Raw genomic sequence first — 20,407 nt, forward strand, 5'->3', positions numbered from 1 at the left:
AAAACATTATACCAGCAGAAAACTGGGAGACATGCTCCTGGTATCCAAAAATGCCCAAAAAGTCAGGCAATTATGAGCAAAATAAGTGGGGCAAGGACTTCCGCTACAAGTGACATAACTGTTATCATTGTGTTTAGTGAAGGACCAGCCGTATCTTTAAACGGATCACCTACGGTGTCTCCGACGACAGCCGCCTTGTGTGCATCTGATCCTTTTCCTCCATGGTGACCTTCTTCAATGTACTTCTTTGCATTATCCCATGATCCACCGGAATTTGCCATGAAAAGTGCAAATATGATTCCAGTAACTATGCTTCCGGCCAAAAATCCTGCAAGAGCCTCTTTACCAAACACAGCTAAAGTTAGAACTGGTGCAATTATTGAGAGAACACCCGGTAATATCAATTCTTTCAGTGCGCCAGCTGTTGCTATATCAACACATTTTGCATAATCTGGATTTGCTTTACCTTCCATCAAACCCGGTATTTCTCGAAATTGCCTCCTGATCTCTTCAATCATTCTTTCAGAATTTCTCCCTACAGATAAAATCAAAAGAGCAGAAAGTAATGGTGGCATCACAGCACCTATGAAGATGCCCGCGATAACTTTTGGGGAAATCAAATCAAGACTTTGAATATCTACCAGATGCGTATAGGCTGCAAAAAGAGCCAGAACAGTCAAAGCCGCTGAACCAATTGCAAAACCTTTTGTTATAGCCTTAGAGGTGTTTCCTGCTGCATCAAGCATATCTGTTATTGCTACGACATCATCACCCAAACCAGACTGTTCTGCCACTCCTTTTGCATTGTCAGATATGGGGCCATATGCATCAGCAGAGATTATCATGCCAACTATTGAAAGCATTCCAAGCGCAGCATTTGCAACACCGTAGAATGGGTCCACAGAAAAAATTTTCGCTATATACCAGGCAACAATTGTAGCTGCAGAGATGCACAGGACAGGTGGCGCCACACTCACAAGCCCATAAGAAAATCCAGTAAGTATGTTTATAGCAGCTCCAGTGGTGGAGGCCTCAGCAACCTGCTTTGTTGGTTTTTTTTCAATAGAAGTGAAATAATCAGAGGTTAATCCTATGATTACACCAGCAGCAAGACCAGAAACTGTTGGAAGAAAAACACCAAGCCATCTTGAACCTTCCAGGCCAGAAAAACGGGTAATTAAGAATAAAAGAACTACAAAAATAAAGCAGGTTGAAAAAGTTCCCATATTCAGCGCTCTGCCCGGACTTTTTTTAATACTTCTGGTTACAAAAACAAGTCCTATAATGGATGAAAAGAGGCCCACAGAAGCTATCAAAAGAGGCAGAGTGGTGAGAATACCTCCTCCAAGCTCTGAACCAATTATCATCGTTGCAATAATGCTGGCAATATACGAATCTGTCAAATCCGCACCCATACCGGCAACATCTCCTACATTGTCCCCCACATTATCTGCTATTACAGCCGGGTTTCTTGGATCATCTTCGGGTATTCCAAGTTCAATTTTTCCAACAAGATCAGCACTTATGTCAGCAGTCTTGGTATAAATACCTCCACCAGCTTTCGCAAACAGCGCAAGAGCACTCGCTCCAAAACTGAAACCCAAGATCACACTTGCCGCATCGGAATCACTCCAGCCAAACCCCATTTTGAAAATGAAAAACAACACCACAATACCCAGCAGCGACACGCCTACTACAAACAATCCCATAACAGCCCCTCCATAAAACGCAATCGGGAAAGCTGCTTTTAAGCCTCTTTGTGCTGCCGCCGCTACTCTTACATTTGTTTCAACTGCGGCTCTCATACCAACATAAGCAGCTATTGTGGTGCATACAGAACCCAGTACATAAGAGATAGCCATACTCACACCCATGATCGGATTTTTCAAAAAACCACTGACCATTCCTATAATGAAAGCCATTATCACAACAAAAACAGCAAGAGTCCTGTTTTGTCTTCTAAGATAAGCGAGAGCCCCCTCTTTAATAGAAAAGGATATCTTTCTCATTTTCTCTGTTCCGGAATCTTTTTTCATGATATATCCGAAAAGCCCGAGCGCAAGTAAAATGGAACCAATCCCAGCCGCCAAACTTAAAAAAAACCAGCTCATTCAACCACCCCCCATTTTAAATATACATCAAAGTACGAACACATTTTCCCCCTTCAATCCAAAATTTTTTAGAATATTTTTTGTATCAAATACTAATCTACAATTTTCTACAAGCATCCTGTAATCAATTTTGTTTTTATGAGCTGTTGTGATAATGGCTATGTCTGCCCATTTGCAGAGGTCCTCCGTCAACTCATGTGTACTTATTTCTACATTATTAAAGAGAAATCTTTCCACATATGGATCTACAACTATCGTGCTGGCTTTATTTTTTTCAAGGTGCTCCAGAACTTTAAGAGCAGGTGATTCTCTTACATCATCTATGTCTCCTTTGTAAGCTATGCCAAGCAGAAGTACTTTCGCACCATTCATACATTTCCTTTTTTCATTTAAAAGTTGCATAGCCCTCTGAACAACATACTGTGGCATATAATCATTTATTTCACCAGCTAATTCAATTAACCTTGTGTGATAATCATATTCTCTTGCTTTGTAGGTCAGGTAAAACGGATCAATGGGTATACAGTGCCCACCTACTCCCGGACCAGGATAAAAAGGCATAAAACCAAATGGTTTTGTTGAAGCAGCTTCTATCACTTCCCAGATATTTATTCCCATTTTTTCAGCAACAATTGCCATCTCATTTATCAAAGCAATATTTACTATTCTGAAAGTATTTTCCAGAATCTTAGACATCTCAGCCTCTTTCGGCGATGAGACAACAAAGACGGGTGCCTCGAGCACATTTTCGTACAAAATCCTTGCGATTTCTGTTGATGCAGAACCAACACCCCCGACAACTTTCGGCGTGTTCTTCGTCTTGTAAATGAGATTACCTGGATCCACTCTCTCCGGGCTAAAGGCAAGATAAAAATCTTCTCCGCATTTCAATCCGGTTTCCTCCAAAATAGGTTTCAAAACTTCTTCTGTTGTCCCGGGATAAGTAGTCGATTCTAAAACTATTAACATCTCTTTATGTAATCTTTTTGATATCTCTTTTGCAGTGTTAATAACATATGTTAAGTCTGGCTGCTTGAATTTATCAAGTGGTGTTGGAACACATATGGTCGCGATATCGCAATTGTGGAGTTCATCAAAATTGGTGGTTGCGGTTAATTTTCCACTCTTTGCAAGAATTTGAAGGTCCTCTGTCACCACATCGCCAATGTAATTCTGACCTTGATTCACCATGTTAACTCTCTTTTGTTGAATATCAAAACCTATCACTTTGAAACCTGCTTTGGCCTTTTCAACAGCAAGTGGAAGACCTACATATCCGAGGCCTATCACACCAATAACAGCTGTCCTGTTGAGAATCTTTTCTTTTAGCATTTTCTCGCCTCCTTGAAATACTCACCGATGCATTTAACAACATATTCCACTTCAGTGATGCTGATCTCCGGGAAAATTGGCAATGCGAGCACTTCTTGACATGCCTGATCTGTATTTTCAAGTATCTTCGAACCAAATCTCGAGAAACATTTTTGCCTGTGCATACCAAGTGGATAATAAACAGCTGTTTCAACACCCCTGGTTTTCAAATATTCTCTTAATCTATCTCTGTGTCCTGCTTTAACCTTGACAACGTATTGATGAAATATACACGTGAAATCACCAGTAACACGGGGCGTCTCTAAAAATTCTATGCTCAAAGAATTTATCATCTCGGTATAATTCCTGGCTATCTTAATTCTCTTTTCATGATATTCATCAAGATACTTTAATTTTATCCTCAATACAGCAGCTTGAATTTCATCAAGTCTGCTATTTATTCCCTCCATTTCATGAAAATACTTGACCTTTGCCCCATGAACTCTAAAAACTCGACAAAAATCATTTGTATCATCATTGTTTGTTAAAATCATTCCACCGTCGCCGTATGCACCAAGATTTTTGGTGGGGAAAAAAGAGAGAATAGACGCATCCCCAACAGTGCCACTTTTCCTGATCGTGCCATCTGAATATACCCATTTAGAGCCGATTGATTGTGCGCAATCTTCAAGTATTTTTACACCATAATTACGTTTAATCTTTTCCAGTCTTTCCAAATCGACAGTTCTTCCAAAAAGATGAACAGGTATAACTGCCTTTATTTTTTCTCGATTTGGATGAGTCGTCAGGATTTCTTCTACCCTATCAAGGTCAATGTTAAAGCTTTTTCTATCAATATCTGCAAAAACAGGAACAGCTCCATTTCTTGTTATGCAACTCACTGTTGCAAAAAATGTAAAAGGTGTCGTGATAACGTAATCACCATCACCTATTCCTATTGCTTTCGCTGCAATATATAACGCATCAGAGCCGTTTCCAACACCTATAGCATGTTTCACATTAAGATAATCACATACTTCTCTCTCAAACTGTTTCACATTCTCTCCCATGATCAATTTTCCAGATCTAAAAACGCCATCTATCGCCTGCAAAATTTCACTTTTCAAAGTATCATACTGTCTCGTCATATCAAAAAGTGGCACATGCATTTTTTCACTCCTCTCTTTTCAAAGAAACTCGCCCATCTGTTTGAACACTGAAAATGTAGATATTTTTCATCCCATGACTTCTCGCCTTTGCCGATATTTTCCCGGCATGCCTGAAAGATGCTATTAGAACCGCATCATATATATCGGCAGCGAGTTTATCCGGGGAAATAATCTTAATTCCATTCAGAACTGTCCCATGCTTTGAATTATCATCATCCACAAAACAAACTATTTGGATTCTCTCTGTCTTCAAAATGTCAAGTAATGTTTCACCCACAACACCAGCACCATAAAGAACAATCTTTTGAATCCCATTTTTAAAAAGTTCTTCTGCTACGCTCATAAAAACAAGCCTTGAATTCGAATAAAGCTTTGCTACCTCCCTTAGATATGAAACTGCAAGATATTGCAATCTGTATATTCCATTTTGTGTGATGAAATAATTCATTTTTCTTCTGTTGGGACCAATTTTGTCTATAAGACCCTTTTTTTCAAAAAGCATCAGATATTTATTGACCATAGATGGTGCTATACCGGCAATTTTAGCCAGTTCTTGCTGAGTAATGTCGCTTTTCGAAAAAATCTCTTTCAGCAGAACATATTCCCTGAAAAGAATACCGGGTTCAAAAAAAGAAAATTTGTCCATATCAATCACTCACTGAATGAATTATACTATATATATTCACAAAATTCCTGAAAATCATCAAATCAGATTCAGGTAAATCCAGTAAACAACCACATTGAGGGCAGTTATTATTATTCCTGGCTTAAAAAACTCGCCGAATGTTATATGAATACCATTCTTCTCAGCATTTTGGACAATTATAACGTTGCTCGCGGCACCAAGAATAGTTAGATTTCCAGCAACCGTACTTCCGGCAGCAAGTGCGCTCAAAATCAGATCATTTGAGTTTTTGAAGAATGTTAAGAAAAGAACCACAAACGGGACATTAGATATGAACTGGCTGATGATCACACTAACAGAAAGTATGTGAGGTATGCTGGAAAGATTAATCAGAGAAATATATCTCTGGAAAAAACCACTGTTCCAGACAGATTTCATAACCACAAACATCGAAACAAAAAACATAATTGTTTCCCAATCGAGAGAGCGAATGATCTTAAATCTTTTCTTGCTGAACAGAATAACTGGTGTAGCTGCTATGAGAGAAGTATAACTCAGTTCTAAAAATTCCTTTCCGAGAAGAGTTCCAATAATCCTGGCAAATATCATCCCGATAAGAATTAGCATAGAAATTCTGGAAAGATATGCCAGGTCAACATCTTTAAGTCCATCTGCAGCATGGTCTAAGTCTAAATTTTTGAAAAATTTTCCATAAATTAATCTGATAACCAAATAAACAAACAGCATATTCAAAATCGTTGGCAGAAAAAGATATTTTGCGAAAGCAATAAACGGACTTTTCATGGAACTACCAAGTGCGATAAGGAGATTTTGAGGATTTCCTATTGGACTCATTACACTACCGGTAGTTATACCAAAAGCAAGTGAAAGTAACAGAATCTTCGGATTAATCCCATTTCTTTTGGAAAGATGTATCATAAGAGGCGTTCCAACAACGGCTATCGTATCATTTGTCAAAAGTGCGGAAAGAAAACCGCTTATAAAGATAACCATAAAGATCAAACCGTTCACAGTTTTCACTTTACCGAAAATGGTGCAGGACAAATAACCCAGATATCCACTTTCTCTCATTGCTTCCCCGATTATAAACATACCAACAAGGAATACTACGACATCAAAATTGATTGACATAACTGCGTCTACAGGCGAAATTTGGTTTGTGGCAACCAAAAACAATGCTGCTACGGACATTATTTGCCATATCTTCAAAGTCACATTTCTAAATTTTCTCATTGCTATGAGTGTAAAAACTGTTATAAGCACAACCAAAGATATATTCATCAAATCAGCACCAAATGAATTCTATATTTTGATCTTTTTTGAAAGATTAATATTCAATGTGCAAAAATTAATTTGATGTGAAAAATCACATGTACAAAACGCAACTTACTTTCCTTTCATCAATTTGAACGGTCCCCGTGAAAGTCGAGCATTCTTTTCTGGCATACGGACACCTCATTCTAAAAGAGCATCCTTCAGGGGGGGATATCAAATCCGGGGGTTCGCCCGTCTCTCCCAGCTTTAAACCTGATCTATCTGGATCTGGTGCTGCTGATCTCAGCAATTTTGTATATGGATGAAGAGGATTGTCAACAATCTGCTGGGCATTTCCTTCTTCAACAATCTGGCCAGCATACATAACGGCTATCCGATCCGAAATATACTTCGCCGATGCCAAATCATGTGTGACGTGGATCATCGAGATCTCATAATCATCGCGCAATCTCAACAATAAATTGAGAATTGATGCCTTTATTGATACATCAAGCATCGAAGTCGGTTCATCGGCAAGAATTATTTTTGGCTTTGTTATAATTGACCTTGCAATTACAACTCTCTGTCTCTGGCCACCAGATAATTCGTGCGGGTATTTATCAAGAGAATCAAGTGGTAATTCAACTTCTCTGAGTACTTCTCCCAAACGCTCTTCAACACCTGATATTTTAAATATCTCAAGTGGCCTTTTAAGAAATTGCCTTATTTTTTTAACAGGATTCAATGCTGAAAAAGGGTCTTGGAAAATCATCTGGACATTTTTTCTATATTCAAGTTCTTCAGATCTTGACATTTTTCTGCAGAGCTCTCTGCCAAGTACAAACAACCTACCAGAATCATGTGTATAAATCCTTGCAACAATTCTCAAAAAAGTGGTCTTGCCAGAACCGCTTTCACCAACAATTGATAATATTTCTCCCTGCTCTAATTTAAGATTTACCCGCCTCAGTGCGTGAACTTTATGAATCTTAAATCCTTTTCTAACGGTAAAGTTTTTGACAATCTCATTAGCTGTCAGTACAGATGACAAGAAACCCACCTGCCTCGGTCAACCTCTTTGTACTCAGGATGCTCATGAAAGCATATTTTCTTTCTAAAATCACATCGTTCATAAAAAGGGCATCCGGTTATGTGTTCTGAGAGATCTGGCGGTCTTCCTGGGATACTTTTGTATTCTTTTATCTGTCCAGAAATACTCGGTACAGCTACAATCAAACCTCTGGTGTATGGATGAAGGGGATTTTCGTATACCGCAGCTGTACCCCCATATTCCACTATTTCTCCGGCATACATTATAGCTATATGCCTGGATATTTCGAGCAGCAACGATATATCATGTGTGACAAAAATAGATGAAAACCTCTTCTCTCTCTGAAGTTCAAAGATTTTTTCCAGAATGCTTCTCTGTACAACTACATCGAGAGCTGTGGTTGGCTCATCGAAAACTATCAATTTTGGTGAAAGTGATAGAGCCATCGCTATAACAACCCTCTGTCGCATGCCCCCAGAAAGTTGATGAGGGTAACTATCCATGCGATCCACAGGAATACCTACTAATTGCAAAACCTTTTCAACTGTTCTATAGGCATCGTGTTTACTCACTCTGGTATGACGAATCACCGCATCGGCTATTTGATCCTTTATTTTCATAACCGGATTGAGTGAGTTCATCGAGCTCTGTGGAACAAAAGAAAACTCCTTCCAACGAACCTTAGAAAGGGCTTCATCGGACAGTTCGAATATGTTAATCCCGTTAATTATAACCTTTCCAGACTCAATATACCCCGGACTCTTTAACAGTCTCAACATAGCTAAAACAAGCGTGGATTTTCCACAACCAGATTCACCCGCAATACCCAAAAAATCTTCATCGTATATCCTTAAAGTAACGTTATTAACCGCCTTAACCACTTTTTTTCTAAATCGATAGCCTGCTTTAAGATTTAAAACCTCCACCATTTCGATCACCTTCAGCGCCCTCTGAGTCTTGGGTTAGTCATCTCGTCCAGTGAAAAATTCAAAAGAGCAAATGCTGTTCCAAGAAGAACTATAGACAATCCCGGAGCAAGAACCCAGGCCCACATACCGTTCAACAGTGCATTAGCACTTTGAGCCCAGTAAAGCATTGTACCCCATGAGATTCTACTTACATCACCAAGCCCAAGGAATGACAACGACGCTTCTCCAATAATGGCGTACAGCACAGAACCAAAAAAGTTCGAAGCTATCAATGACAGCATGTTTGGAAATATCTCGAAAAACACTATTCTGATGTTTTTCTCGCCTATTATTTTTGCTGCCGTTACAAATTCTCTATTTTTCATTGAAAGCATCTGTGATCTTATTACTCTTGCTCCGCCACCCCAGCCAGTTAATGCAATCACTATGATAACTGTCCAGAAACTTCTCACCCTTATATATGAAGAAATTACAATCATCAACGGAATACCCGGTATGACCAGAAACACGTCAGTTATTGTCGAAAGAATCCGATCAACTATTCCGCCGTAATAACCTGATGTCATGCCAAAAAAGGTAGATATCCCCGTCATTAAAAATCCTGTCAAAATGCCTATCAACAGTGAAAGCCTCGTTCCGTGAATGAGCTGTGAAAAAATATCTCTACCCAATCTATCTGTTCCAAGGAAATGCAGTTTAGATGGTTTTTCATAGGGTAGATCAACAATATCGTTAGGATTATAAGGAGCTATATACGGAGCAAGTAAAGCTATTGTTAGAAAAAATAGTATTATGCCAGCGCCAATCCATGTTTTAATATTCAAAATACTACCCCCTCGCTCTCGGATCAAGGGAAATGTAGACAAAATCCATCAATAGATTTGCGCCTAATACCGAAAGTGAGATAAAAAAGAATATAGCTTGAATCAGAGGATAGTCCTGACTGACAGCAGCTCTGTAAAGCTGATATCCCACTCCTGGATACGAAAAAACAATTTCTGTCAGAAGTGCACCACTCACAACAAAGCCAAGGGATAATCCAAAAGCTGTTATACTTGGCAATATAGCGTTCCTCATGGCATAGTTTCTGAGTATTTCTTCCTGCGAAAGACCCTTGGCCTCGGCAAGAAGAATGTAATCTTCGGCTAAAACGGAAACAATGTTGTTTCTCATGGTCAAAATCCATGAACCCAGTGAAGCAACAACAAGCGTTATAGCCGGCAATATTGCATGGTAAATAACACTCGAAATAAATCTCCAGCCACTGAGAAGCTCCTTGGTTGAGTATGCATTCGATAGCGGAAACCATTTCAAAACATATCCAAAAATGTAAAGAAGCATCATTGCAAGCCAGAAATATGGAAAAGCTTTTATCATCAAAGATATAATGGTAAGAGTTGTCCCGGTTGGTTTGTCTCTTTTGTAACCAGCAATCGCTCCAAGCCATGTGCCAATCAAAAAACTTATTACGGTAGATATACCCACCAGTCCTATCGTCCATGGTAAAGAAGATGCCAGAATATCTCTTACTGGCACCGGGTAATAAACGTAAGAGATACCAAAGTTACCCGTAAAGCTATTTTTAATGTATTCAAAGTACTGTGAAAAAAGAGATTTATCTTTTTCAAGGCCAATAGCAATTCTGAGTGCTTCCACAGCACTTTCGTTTACTTCTGAACCAAAACGCGACAAAATTCTTTCGGCAGGATCACCCGGCATAAGGCGAGGAATCAAAAAATTCAATGTCAAGGCTGTCCAGAGGGCTATGAAGAAAAACAGGATTTTCTGAAAAATGTACTTCAAAAACTACACCTCCGAAAAAACCGGGGTAGCCACCCCGGTAAGCATTACTTTGGCTGAAGATGCATTATCAAATAAATTTTGTCCATTCCTGTCGTTCTTGGTTCTACAAATGCATTATTTTCATTAGGCCAGCCAGTAAAATTCTTGATTGAGTATATAAACCACACGGGGTTGTAGAAAAGAGGCACCGCGGGAACATTATCCAATATGATTTCCTGTATCTTCGAGACAATAGTTTTTATCTCTTCCATATCGGCAGTCTGAGAAAGTTTTTCAACTAATTCATCTGTTTCCTTGTTTATCCATCCTCCTCTGTTACTTCCAGTATACGCATTTGAAGAGTGCAAATAATTCTGGAAAAAGATATATGGATTCGGGCCATAGTTTGACCAGCTAACTGCCACATCAAAATCTTTCTGCCTGATTTTTGCCAGGTATGCACCAAAATCTATGGGTGTAACATTCAGCTCTACACCTATTTTCTTTAGCTGCTGTGAAAGAAGCTGCGAAACAGCTATCCAGTCTGTCCATCCAGCCGGAACTATGAGTTCATACGAAAGTCTTTTCCCATCTGCTCCGACCAAAATACCATCTTTACCAGCTCTGAATCCCAAGGAGGCCAGTTCTGACTTCGCCTGCTGGATGTCGAATGAATACCATTTATCTTTGAGATTCTCGTCAATCAGGTATGAATATCCTGATTTGATCAGCACAGGATTCGCTTTTACCGCATAGTTTGTCATGCCTATCTTCACGAGTTCATCCGTATTTACAGCCCTTGCAATTGCTTTTCTAAATGCAGGATCTTTAAAAGGATCTCTCTCGAGGTTGAAGAAAAGAAAAACCGGGTTACCTTCAGGGAACCAGTATTTTATATCCTTGTTTTGAACATTCTCTATCCTTGGGTAATTGATGCCTGCCCAATCAAGTTCACCATTTGCGACCGCAAGCTGCGCTGGTTCATTTCCATTGAAAGCGGGAATTCGTATTCTATCCACTTTAACCTTCTCGGCTTGCCAGTAATCAACTCTTTTTTTCAATGTGAATACCTGATCGGTGAAATTCTCAAGCACGTAGGCCCCCGTGCCAACAGGATTTTCGTTGGTGAACTTTGAGGGATCGTCTAACTTTTCCCAGAGATGTTTTGGTACCATATATACACCAGCTATGTTGTAGATTATCAGAGTGTTCAATTTTGAGAAATTCAATCTCACTGTATAGCTATCAATTTTTTCAACAGATTCCAGTCCAGAGCTCCATATCCCCTGGGTATCGAGAGAAGGAAATTTTCTGAGCATTTCAAAAGTAAAAACCACATCATCTGCTGTAAAAGGTTTGCCATCAGACCATGTTACATTTTTTCTCAAATTAAAAACTATGCTCCTGTAATCGTTGCTCCATTCGTAATCCACAGCAAGCCACGGTATGATTTCACCAGTAAAATTATTGGAATAAATCAATGTTTCATAGATGAAACCACATGCTGCATATCCTGTTCCACCTGCAAAATACGGATTGAAATTTCTTTGATGAGCCCCCGTCACCGAGATAATCATTGTAAGATCTGCAGAAAAAACCAGTAACGATACCAAAACCAACATCATCACGAAAAATTTTTTCACATTTACACCTCCCAATGGCTTTTTGTGATTATATTATACAATAAAGTATTTTAATAATATCATTGAATGAAATGATCTACATATTGCATCTACAGGGCAATTGAATTAAAATTTTTTCCGGGAGGTGGTAGGGTGAAGCTGAAATTTGTTTTTGGTCAGATCGAGTGCGTGGCGGAGCTTGATGAAGACAGAGCTCCTCTGACAATCGAGGCTATCAAAAAGGAGTTGCCAATCAGAGGAATAGTTAACAGATGGGGAGATGAGATTTATTTTGAGACTCCCGTAAAACTCGCAGTGGGCGAAAATAGCAAAGATGTTGTAGAAGAGGGAGATGTTGCGTTCTGGATTCCCGGAAGAGCAATATGCCTGTTTTTTGGTAAGACACCGGTAAGCGATGACAAAATAAGACCAGCAAGCGCTGTGAATGTATTTGGAAAAATCAAAGATGGGCTCGATCTTCTAAAACAGGTAAAAAGTGGCACAAAGGTAACTGTTCATATAGAATAATCTCCCTTCAAACTGTGGTAACATATTTTTGAAGGGAGGAAATCAAGTGAATCAGAAAACACTCTTTTATATACTCATAGCATTCATAGTTTTCTTCATAGTCACTCAGCTTGTAACAACTCTGACCAGAAAACCACCCTATGAGATCGCCTATTACAGAAGCAAAATGGAATACGACTACACAGGTGAAGCTACTTTTACCGCTACAGCTGGCTTATTTTTCAAAGACAAAAATAAGCAACAGCAATATATAGATCAATATCAGCAAGCTTCGCTTTCAACTTTTAAAAGTTATTTCGACGATGTTAGCGAAAAAGTTGGCAGAAACATAGAGGTAATCTCCATGAACTCAACTATGACCGAGAGATCTGGAATACTCGAAGTCGTGGAAACGGCGAGGTTACTAAATGCTGCTTCTGTAACAAACGGAATTGTAGACACATCGTTGAAAGATATATCAATCTATTCAGTTAACGACTCACAGATAGTGGTTGTTGTGCCAGAAGGGGCAGATATACTCACGATAGAACCGACTCCGACAAAAGTAGTTGAAAACGCAATTTACTGGCAACCAAGTGAATCATCCATGTCTTTTCCAAGAGTGATTTTCAAAGAAGGTGAAGAAGGTAAATGAATCTCATCGAACTTCTAAAATCATGCAGATATGGTGTTGCTCTAACAGGCGCAGGAATAAGTACTCCAAGTGGAATACCAGATTTTCGGAGCCCCACGGGGCTCTATTCCAAATACCCAGAAAATGTCTTTGACATCGATTACCTATACAACAACCCGGAAGGATTCTACAGATTCTGCAAAGAAGCTTTGATTCCTATGGCTGATGCAAAACCAAATGTAGCTCATTATTTGCTTGCCAAACTTGAACAAAAAGGTTACATCAAGGCCGTTATTACTCAAAATATCGATGGACTTCACCAGAAAGCCGGTAATCAAAATGTCATCGAACTCCATGGTAGCATATACAATTATTACTGTATAAAATGTTTGAAGAGATACACCATAGATGATGTCAAAAATATGCTTTCGAAAACTTCTGTTCCAAAGTGTAATTGTTCTGGTATGATTAGACCTGATATAGTCTTTTTTGGCGAGCAATTGCCACAAAAAGCATTATCGGAAGCAGAATATCACTCAGTCAACTGTGATTTAATGATAGTATTTGGAAGCTCATTGCTGGTTTATCCAGCAGCACAATTTCCATATATAGCGAAAATGAATGGCAGCAAATTGATAATCGTGAACAGTGGAAGAACTGGTTTGGATCATATATGTGATTTAAAAATCGAGAAGGAACTTTCAACTTTCGCAAATGAATTTTTCTCCTCTGGCTCAGACTTTTTAAACTGAGCTTGTTTTGAAACCCAAAAAGGAATGAGATATTCAGGATTGGATTACATATTGATTTAAAAAATTTAAGAAAGGAGGTAGCGGCAACATTCCTCTTCTATTAGTTGGAGACGGAATTTGCTGTGCTAAATTGTTATGGATGAGAAAGTGGCGATTTTTGGGAAAATTAATGTTGATACTTTTCTTTACATTGATCAGCTTCTAATAGGGGAAAATCATCTTTGCCAGCAAACATTTGTTGATATTGGAGGCAAAGGTGCAAATACCGCTATAGCCCTTGCAAAGCTCGGCATACCGTGCCACCTAATTGCCTGCATTGGTAGTGATAGTATCTCTCAAAGTGTTTTGAAGAAAATAGAGAAATATGGTGTAGATACGTCATTTATAAGATCTTGTAACGCTCAAACGGGTAAAACATTCGTAGTTGTCGAATCAAAAGGTAGAAACACAATGTTTCATTTGCTCGGTGCGAATGATCACCTCACTCCAGAAATTATAGATTGGACTTTCCTGGAAAAATCTTCCGCTGTTTTTGTCCAATTTGGTATACCATTCGAAACTGTCAGAGAAGTTGTGACTATGTCAAAACGTAACGGAAAATATGTTTATATAGATCCAGCAGGATTCCCAGATGAATCAGTTTTTGAAATCATTGCTTATGCGGACACAGTTGCTCCAAATGAAACTGAGATATTGAAATTAACAAAAGAAACAAACCTGGAAAAGGCGGTCAAAAAACTTTTATCAACGGGTGTGGAAGAAGTTGTGGTCAAGCTTGGTAGCAAAGGAGCAAGTTTGTTCACCGAGAAAACGTCATTTCACATCAACGCCTATGAAGTTAATGTAATTGACACAACAGGCGCAGGAGATGCTTTCAACGCAGCCTATATAGCAGGAAAAATGAAAAAATTCGGCAGGCGTGAAACCTTAAAACTCGCAGTGGCGGCTTCTTCGATTTGTGTTTCAAAACAGGGTACCTCAAGTGCAAGCCCCACCAGAGATGAATTAACCAGTTTCCTAAATTCCATAGGCGAAAAAGAACTCGTAAAGTCTTTGTGAAAAAGAGGGTGGTCAGCGTGAAAAAATACATTGTCGTAACAGGCGGAGTTTTGAGTGGAGTTGGGAAGGGCATTTTTTCTGCTTCTTTGGCAAGATTACTTAAAGAATGTGGCATTCGCGTCAATGTACTGAAGATAGATCCTTACTTAAATGTGGATGCCGGTACCATGAATCCCAATCAACATGGTGAAGTGTTTGTCACTGAGGATGGTTATGAAGCAGATCTGGATCTGGGGCACTATGAAAGATTTCTAGGAGAAAACATGAGTCGAAAAAACAACATTACAGCCGGTCAAATTTATTCGGCGATTGTCGAGAAAGAAAGAGAAGGAGGATATCTTGGCTCCACAGTGCAGATCGTTCCACACGTGACGGGAGAAATCAGAAAAAGAATCGAGTCGCTTGAAGGAGAAGTCAACGTCATAGAGATAGGCGGTACAGTTGGCGATATAGAAAGTGAAGTTTTTCTGGAAAGTGTTCGTGAGCTTGCTTTAGAAAAACCTCTCGAGGATTTTCTTTTTATTCATGTCACCTATGTACCGTATTTGAAAGCATCAAATGAATTTAAAACGAAGCCCACTCAGCAATCAGTCCAGCTTCTCAGAAGGTCTGGTATAAATCCAGACATGATAGTCATCCGCAGCGAAACTCCCGTTAACGCAGACAGTTTGAAAAAAGTTGCACTTTTTGGAGGCGTTCCGCTGAATATGGTAATAAACCTTCCGGATGTACCAAATGTGTACTCAATCGTCGAAATATTAAAAAATTACGAATTGCATAAAAAAATTGCAGACAGGTTGAGAATAAATATTAACGAATCAACATTCAGCTGGAATTACCCAAAAACCTTCAAACCATTTAAAATAGCTCTTATAGCCAAATATCTTGGTACAGACGATGCATATAAAAGTATCATAGAGTCAGTGTTTCTCTCAGGGTGTTCAAAACCCGTTACCGTGGACGCGCAATCTCTGGAGGAAATGAGCTGGCAACATCTCTGTGCAACGCTCTCCGAATACGATGGCTTGATAATACCAGGTGGGTTTGGCAAAAGAGGTATTGAAGGGAAGATAAGAGCTATACAGTTTGCAAGAATGTACAAAAAACCCCTGCTTGGGATCTGTCTTGGTATGCAACTGATGGTTATAGAATTTGCAAGAAATGTTATGGGATATAAAGAAGCAAACTCCACAGAATTTGACCCGGATACACCATATCCTGTCATAACAATGATGGAAGAACAGAAAAAAGTACTTCAACTTGGTGGAACAATGAGGCTTGGAGCTCAATTAATGGAAATCCTCGAAAACACTAAACTCTGGCAAATATATGGCATTGCCAAAGTCAGTGAAAGGCACAGGCATCGATACGAAGTAAACTACGATCAATTTCCAGAGTTGTTCAAATTTCCAGACGAAAAAGGAGAAAAGCTCACCATAAGTGCAAAATCAAATTTTGTGGAAGCGATAGAGCTTCAAGACCATCCATATTTTATCGGCATACAATTTCACCCAGAACTTAAGACAAAAGTTGGAAAACCACACCCACTGTTCACAGAGTTTATAAAAACTATTGAAGATCTTTCAAAATAATATATAATACAATTATACTAATTTAATGTACATAATCTTAACGAAATAACAAAGGAGCTAATTATGTGAAATTGATCATATTTGATGTGGGTGGAGTGGTATGTTCAAATACATCGGTTGTAGATCATTTAAGCAGTTACTTGAATCTGAGCAGAAAGCAATTCCTTGATTTTGCCTACCAGAGTGGTTTACACAAATTGCAGGAAGGAAAGGTTTGTGTAAAAGATTTCTGGGAGAAATTCTCAGAGCTCTATGGAAAAACAATTGAAGAAGATCTATGGGCAAAGTTTTTCAAACCAGATTTGATTGTCGAGACTGTGGAGATCATCTTAGAACTCAAGAAAAAACATAGAATTGTTGCAGGGACAAACACAATCGAATCTCATTACAAAATCCATACGGCGCGGAATGACTATAGATTCTTCGATAGTATCTACGCTTCGCATATAATAGGAATTTCTAAACCAGATACGAGGTTTTTCAACCACATTCTTGAAAAAGAGAAGGTAAAACCGGAAGATACTGTTTTTATAGACGATACTTCTGAAAACGTAGAATCAGCAGCAAAACTTGGTATAAAATCAATTTTATTCACATCAGCTCAAGAACTCAGGCGGCAATTGCCGCTTATTTTATAGAAAGGGGAGAACGAAAATGAAAAAAGGTTTACTCTTACTGTCTTTGCTTGCTTTAGCAGGTATCATCCTTGGTGCAAAGACAACTATTACGTGGTGGATCAACCCATGGCGTATATCCCCTCCAGGGCATCCATCTGACAAACCCCTTACAGGAGAAGAATTTCCAAAATGGATTTCTGAAGAATTCATGAAACTCCATCCGGATGTAGAAGTTAAATATGTACTTGTTACAAACCAAGAATACGCCCAAAAACTTGCCGCAGCAATCGCGACGAAAACCCAGCCAGATTTCTTTAAGGGACCTGTCTGGGATAGCAGATGGGCAAAGAACGGATTACTCGAACCAATCGACGAATATCTCAGCCAAGAAGATTGGAACGATTTTTACACTCAGTGCTTGAAAGCAGGTTACATAAACGGTAAGCACTATGTATGGCCATGGGTTTATGGAACAAATGGAATGGGGTCCACAATGTTGCTGTACACACCAGATTTTGAAAGAGCCGGTATAGATTGGAAAAAAATTGTGAATGAAGGCTGGACGATGGAAGAATTCTTAGAAGCATGCAAGAAGCTTACGTGGGATGAAGATGGAGACGGGAAAGCTGATCATTACGCGATTGCATTCGGTGCAAAAGGTGATATGGTACACAATATTTTGAATTTTGTCTACGCATTTGGAGGAAGACTGGCAAACGAAGCTGAAAGCGAAGTCATACTGAACAGTCCTGAAGCCATCGCTGCACTTCAATTTGTTCTGGATCTCATAGAAAAACACGGTGTTGCACCAAAGGGTGCGGAGGCACTGGGAATATACGACGTTATAGGATACTTCCATACGCACAAAGCCAGCATTGGTTTTGGAGGGCCTTACGAAATAGGAAGAATCACACGTTATGTAAACGAAGGCAGGTTAGCAGAAGCCTTTTATCCTGTAATAGCACCATTTCCACACCTATCAGGTAGAGATCCTGTAGCATATGCAAGAGGTAGTGGCTTTGTAGTTTTCAAACAAAGTGATCCAAAGAAGCGTGAGATGATTTTTGAATTTCTGAAATTTATAACTAACCATGAAAATATAGCACTCCTGGAAACTCTCAATTACCTGACTGCAAGAAAATCGGTAAATGAAACTCTTTATCAAAACGATCAATACATGAATGAGCAGGTCAAGAGATACGCCCACATAATGGATAACTATGGCATAGAATTTTTCGGTAGCGAGGAATTCCCATGGTCTCAAATGAATGCACATTTTGTGGCAGCACTTGAAGCTATCTTTGCAAAAACAAAAACACCGCAGCAAGCATTAAACGAATTTGTTTCAGAGGCAAACAAAATTTTGAAAAAAGCAAAATAGAATCAAGGCGACCTCCCGGTCGCCTGTTTTCTCAGAGGTGATCTTATTGAATCTGCTAAGAAAAATATACAAAAACAGATATGCCTATTTTTTCCTTTTGCCGCATTTTTTGCTTTTTTTAATATTTTTCCTGATACCCGTAGGAAGCGGGATATATTTGAGTTTGTTTGATTATAATGTCTTTTCAAAAGAATTTGTTGGATTTGAAAATTACACATCAATTTTTGGTGATTGGCTCTTTAAAAAGGCACTGCTTAACACGTTCATATATACATTTGGAGTGGTACCGTTATGGCTTGGTAAAGCTTTACTTGTCACGGTTCTTATATATCCTTTTAGAAAACCTGTTCAAACTTTTTTCAAATCAATTTTTTACCTTCCGCATGTGACATCTTCGGTAATAATATCTTTGATCTGGCTCTGGATATTCAACCCAACTTTTGGTTTGCTGAACTATTTCATAAAATCGATTGGATTGAATCCTGTCATCTGGCTTGGAAACAAATTAACAGCTATGCCCTCTCTGGTGATGATGCAGGTAATAATGGGGGGTGGGTCAACTATAGTCTTGCTTTCTGCGGCTATGGCTTCCATACCCGAGTATTATTTTGAATCTGCCAAACTTGAAGGTGCCAGCTCATGGAAAATCTTCTCGAAGATCACCGTACCACTCTTAAAACCGACTATTCTGTATGCGCTCATTATGGGGATAATCGCTAATTTTCAGACATTTTCAAATATATACGTCATGACGCAAGGTGGACCAGAATTTTCAACAATTACAGTTGCTTACCTTATCTATACAACTGCTTTTCGAGACTACAATTTAGGTCTGGCTTCTGCAATGTCAATGGTCATGTTCGTTATCCTGGTAGGGCTGGGAGTGCTTCAATTTAAATGGCTTGGATCAAATGTTCAATATTGAGGTGTTGTGCATGAAGATGAACCAAAAAAAATTCTGGAAAAATTTCATATCATTATTTATACTTTTCATACTGGGCTTTGCTGCATTTTTACCATTATATTGGATGGTTGTAACTGCTCTAAAGCCACCAACACTTGTGCTCAAGTTCCCTCCAGAGATTTTGCCGAAAAATCCCACTTTAGTGAATTTCAAGATCTTCTTTGCCAGGCCATATATTTTTCGCTGGACATTGAACAGTGCCATCGTGGCAGGGTCTGTAACCATAGCAAGGATAATATTATGTGCGATGGCAGGATATGCTATTGCCAAAAAATCTTTTCCCGGATCAAAACTTTTTTTCTGGATTTACATAGCTTCAATGATGGTTCCAAGTCAGGTTACGTTAATACCTTTGTATATAATAGTATCCAACCTGAAAATGATAAACACTTACTGGGGGTTGATTATTCCTTCAATCGCTGCTCCCTTCGGCGTATTCCTCATGAGGCAGTTTATGGTTACACTGCCAGATGAGATAATAGAAGCCGCAAAAATAGATGGAGCTGGTGAATTCTACACTTTTTGGAAAATAGTGTTTCCTATAGCTAAACCTGCTGTAGCTGTGCTGGGTATTTTCACCTTCGTAAACGAATGGAACGACTTTCTCTGGCCGTTGATTATAACCAACACTACAGCGATGAAAACATTACAGGCGGGCCTTGTGATGATACGAGAAGAAATTCCTATGGAATATGCCCTGCATATGGCAAGTGCTACATTTGCTGCTATACCAATGCTTGTAGTGTTCTTTGCTTTTCAAAAATATTTTCTAAAGGGAATAACTGTTGGAGCAATAAAATAATACCGGAAAAAATTTAGAATAAGGGCAACTTACGTTTTAACTTTACCAGGATCCTGGTCGGCGCCTTCCATAATATATATACGAAATCCATCAAAGTCTAAAATCACAAAAAATCACTTGTGAAGATCGTTCTCGAGAAAAACATATCTTTTTCCTTTCAAAAAGCTGAAAAGAGATTTTTGCAAAAATAACCGTTTTCAAATTTTTTATTGAAGCCGTTCAGC

General features: G+C 38.9%; 19 protein-coding genes. 9 read left to right on the top strand and 10 right to left on the bottom strand.

Annotated features, from left to right (window positions below):
* Window positions 1-62: 62 nt before the first annotated feature.
* The 10 genes from TEL01S_RS10420 to TEL01S_RS10465 all read right to left on the bottom strand — a co-directional run bounded on the left by TEL01S_RS10420 (window position 63) and on the right by TEL01S_RS10465 (window position 11,896).
* Window positions 63-2,111 (bottom strand): sodium-translocating pyrophosphatase, encoded by a 2,049-nt coding sequence (locus TEL01S_RS10420; RefSeq protein WP_028843608.1) that lies wholly within the window; start codon window positions 2,109-2,111, stop codon window positions 63-65.
* A 27-nt stretch (window positions 2,112-2,138) separates the two neighbouring features.
* Window positions 2,139-3,443 carry a nucleotide sugar dehydrogenase gene (locus TEL01S_RS10425; RefSeq protein WP_012004048.1) on the bottom strand — a complete coding sequence of 435 codons (1,305 nt, stop codon included), beginning with the start codon at window positions 3,441-3,443 and terminating at the stop codon, window positions 2,139-2,141.
* Window positions 3,437-4,591, bottom strand: coding sequence for a DegT/DnrJ/EryC1/StrS family aminotransferase (locus TEL01S_RS10430; protein WP_012004049.1), 1,155 nt, complete (start codon window positions 4,589-4,591; stop codon window positions 3,437-3,439). Before TEL01S_RS10430 ends, TEL01S_RS10425 begins: the two co-directional genes overlap by 7 nt.
* A 4-nt stretch (window positions 4,592-4,595) precedes the next feature.
* Window positions 4,596-5,237 (bottom strand): winged helix-turn-helix transcriptional regulator, encoded by a 642-nt coding sequence (locus TEL01S_RS10435; protein WP_012004050.1) that lies wholly within the window; start codon window positions 5,235-5,237, stop codon window positions 4,596-4,598.
* Between the two features lie 57 nt (window positions 5,238-5,294).
* Window positions 5,295-6,518 carry an ArsB/NhaD family transporter gene (locus TEL01S_RS10440; protein ID WP_012004051.1) on the bottom strand — a complete coding sequence of 408 codons (1,224 nt, stop codon included), beginning with the start codon at window positions 6,516-6,518 and terminating at the stop codon, window positions 5,295-5,297.
* An 85-nt stretch (window positions 6,519-6,603) separates the two neighbouring features.
* On the bottom strand, window positions 6,604-7,551 hold the full coding sequence (locus tag TEL01S_RS10445) for an ABC transporter ATP-binding protein (RefSeq protein ID WP_012004052.1): 948 nt from the start codon (window positions 7,549-7,551) through the stop codon (window positions 6,604-6,606).
* Window positions 7,527-8,471: an ABC transporter ATP-binding protein gene (locus TEL01S_RS10450; protein ID WP_012004053.1), complete on the bottom strand. Its 945-nt coding sequence runs from the start codon at window positions 8,469-8,471 to the stop codon at window positions 7,527-7,529. Before TEL01S_RS10450 ends, TEL01S_RS10445 begins: the two co-directional genes overlap by 25 nt.
* A gap of 11 nt (window positions 8,472-8,482) precedes the next feature.
* Window positions 8,483-9,295: an ABC transporter permease gene (locus TEL01S_RS10455; protein ID WP_012004054.1), complete on the bottom strand. Its 813-nt coding sequence runs from the start codon at window positions 9,293-9,295 to the stop codon at window positions 8,483-8,485.
* A 4-nt stretch (window positions 9,296-9,299) separates the two neighbouring features.
* Window positions 9,300-10,274, bottom strand: coding sequence for an ABC transporter permease (locus TEL01S_RS10460; protein WP_012004055.1), 975 nt, complete (start codon window positions 10,272-10,274; stop codon window positions 9,300-9,302).
* A 44-nt stretch (window positions 10,275-10,318) separates the two neighbouring features.
* Complete coding sequence (locus TEL01S_RS10465; RefSeq protein ID WP_012004056.1) at window positions 10,319-11,896, bottom strand: ABC transporter substrate-binding protein; 1,578 nt, start codon at window positions 11,894-11,896, stop codon at window positions 10,319-10,321.
* Between the two features lie 132 nt (window positions 11,897-12,028).
* Here TEL01S_RS10465 and TEL01S_RS10470 point away from each other — a divergent pair, with 132 nt between their 5' ends.
* The 9 genes from TEL01S_RS10470 to TEL01S_RS10510 all read left to right on the top strand — a co-directional run bounded on the left by TEL01S_RS10470 (window position 12,029) and on the right by TEL01S_RS10510 (window position 20,183).
* On the top strand, window positions 12,029-12,403 hold the full coding sequence (locus TEL01S_RS10470; protein ID WP_012004057.1) for a cyclophilin-like fold protein: 375 nt from the start codon (window positions 12,029-12,031) through the stop codon (window positions 12,401-12,403).
* Window positions 12,404-12,449: 46 nt separating this feature from the next.
* Entirely contained in the window at window positions 12,450-13,037 is a 588-nt protein-coding gene (locus TEL01S_RS10475) for a DUF4897 domain-containing protein (protein ID WP_028843606.1), read from the top strand.
* Window positions 13,034-13,768: an NAD-dependent protein deacylase gene (locus tag TEL01S_RS10480; RefSeq protein WP_028843605.1), complete on the top strand. Its 735-nt coding sequence runs from the start codon at window positions 13,034-13,036 to the stop codon at window positions 13,766-13,768. The genes TEL01S_RS10475 and TEL01S_RS10480 overlap by 4 nt, the downstream gene beginning before the upstream one ends.
* Window positions 13,769-13,903: 135 nt before the next feature.
* Complete coding sequence (locus TEL01S_RS10485; protein WP_028843604.1) at window positions 13,904-14,827, top strand: carbohydrate kinase family protein; 924 nt, start codon at window positions 13,904-13,906, stop codon at window positions 14,825-14,827.
* Window positions 14,828-14,844: 17 nt separating this feature from the next.
* The gene (locus tag TEL01S_RS10490) at window positions 14,845-16,419 is read left to right on the top strand and encodes a CTP synthase (protein WP_028843603.1); all 1,575 of its coding nucleotides are present in this window, start codon (window positions 14,845-14,847) and stop codon (window positions 16,417-16,419) included.
* A gap of 65 nt (window positions 16,420-16,484) precedes the next feature.
* A complete protein-coding gene (locus TEL01S_RS10495) occupies window positions 16,485-17,057 on the top strand; it encodes an HAD family hydrolase (protein WP_012004062.1) in 573 nt (190 codons plus the stop codon).
* A gap of 16 nt (window positions 17,058-17,073) precedes the next feature.
* Window positions 17,074-18,417: an ABC transporter substrate-binding protein gene (locus TEL01S_RS10500; protein WP_012004063.1), complete on the top strand. Its 1,344-nt coding sequence runs from the start codon at window positions 17,074-17,076 to the stop codon at window positions 18,415-18,417.
* A 37-nt stretch (window positions 18,418-18,454) separates the two neighbouring features.
* Entirely contained in the window at window positions 18,455-19,342 is an 888-nt protein-coding gene (locus TEL01S_RS10505; RefSeq protein ID WP_038051440.1) for a carbohydrate ABC transporter permease, read from the top strand.
* A 10-nt stretch (window positions 19,343-19,352) separates the two neighbouring features.
* Complete coding sequence (locus TEL01S_RS10510; RefSeq protein ID WP_012004065.1) at window positions 19,353-20,183, top strand: carbohydrate ABC transporter permease; 831 nt, start codon at window positions 19,353-19,355, stop codon at window positions 20,181-20,183.
* Window positions 20,184-20,407 lie beyond the last annotated feature (224 nt).

Origin of the sequence: Pseudothermotoga elfii DSM 9442 = NBRC 107921 (assembly GCF_000504085.1) — a bacterium.
Lineage (GTDB): Bacteria > Thermotogota > Thermotogae > Thermotogales > DSM-5069 > Pseudothermotoga_B > Pseudothermotoga_B elfii.

Excerpts from the sequence above, each read along its gene's own strand:
- TEL01S_RS10430 (WP_012004049.1), bottom strand. The coding sequence starts at position 4,591 with ATGCATGTGCCACTTTTTGATATGACGAGACAGTATGATACTTTGAAA.
- TEL01S_RS10440 (WP_012004051.1), bottom strand. The coding sequence starts at position 6,518 with ATGAATATATCTTTGGTTGTGCTTATAACAGTTTTTACACTCATAGCA.
- TEL01S_RS10500 (WP_012004063.1), top strand. The coding sequence starts at position 17,074 with ATGAAAAAAGGTTTACTCTTACTGTCTTTGCTTGCTTTAGCAGGTATC.
- TEL01S_RS10420 (WP_028843608.1), bottom strand. The coding sequence starts at position 2,111 with ATGAGCTGGTTTTTTTTAAGTTTGGCGGCTGGGATTGGTTCCATTTTA.
- TEL01S_RS10425 (WP_012004048.1), bottom strand. The coding sequence starts at position 3,443 with ATGCTAAAAGAAAAGATTCTCAACAGGACAGCTGTTATTGGTGTGATA.
- TEL01S_RS10435 (WP_012004050.1), bottom strand. The coding sequence starts at position 5,237 with ATGGACAAATTTTCTTTTTTTGAACCCGGTATTCTTTTCAGGGAATAT.
- TEL01S_RS10450 (WP_012004053.1), bottom strand. The coding sequence starts at position 8,471 with ATGGTGGAGGTTTTAAATCTTAAAGCAGGCTATCGATTTAGAAAAAAA.
- TEL01S_RS10485 (WP_028843604.1), top strand. The coding sequence starts at position 13,904 with ATGGATGAGAAAGTGGCGATTTTTGGGAAAATTAATGTTGATACTTTT.
- TEL01S_RS10480 (WP_028843605.1), top strand. The coding sequence starts at position 13,034 with ATGAATCTCATCGAACTTCTAAAATCATGCAGATATGGTGTTGCTCTA.
- TEL01S_RS10510 (WP_012004065.1), top strand. The coding sequence starts at position 19,353 with ATGAAGATGAACCAAAAAAAATTCTGGAAAAATTTCATATCATTATTT.